Origin of the sequence: Methylophaga sp. UBA4204, from assembly GCF_002379485.1 — a bacterium.
Lineage (GTDB): Bacteria > Pseudomonadota > Gammaproteobacteria > Nitrosococcales > Methylophagaceae > Methylophaga.
Genome location: NZ_DFTU01000051.1, coordinates 18,461 through 18,920, shown reverse-complemented (window position 1 = coordinate 18,920; position 460 = coordinate 18,461). Strand labels below are relative to the sequence as shown.

At 49.1% G+C, this 460-nt stretch carries 1 protein-coding gene; it reads right to left on the bottom strand.

What is annotated here, in order from left to right; all coding sequences use genetic code 11:
- Nucleotides 1-460 (bottom strand): proton-conducting transporter membrane subunit (locus tag B3182_RS07490; RefSeq protein ID WP_292752178.1); only part of this gene is annotated, 460 nt, incomplete at both ends.

Sequence of the window (460 nt, the reverse complement as noted above, 5' to 3'; positions counted from 1 at the left end):
CCGGAATGGTCCAAGCTGCCAGTGTGGTATCTGACGCGCTGATCGCCTGTTCAAAAAACATCTCTTTACTTAAAAAACCATTTAATAATGGGACACCGGCCATGGCGGCGGCGGCGATCATGGCCAGCATTGCCGTATGCGGCATCATTTTGAACAGACCGTTCAGTTTACGCATATCACGGCTACCGGATTCGTGGTCGATAATACCGGCGACCATAAACAGTGAGCCTTTAAAGGTTGCATGATTAATGATATGAAAAATCGCTGCCACCAGTGCCATTTGGCTGCCAAAGCCAAATAACAGGGTAATAAGTCCCAGATGACTTAAGGTTGAATAGGCCAAAAGGCCTTTCAGGTCATGCTTGAATAAAGCGACATAGGCACCGATCAACAAGGTCAGCATACCGGCCGTACCGACCAGCCAGCTCCATTCCGGGGTACCCGATAAAGCCGGGAAAAA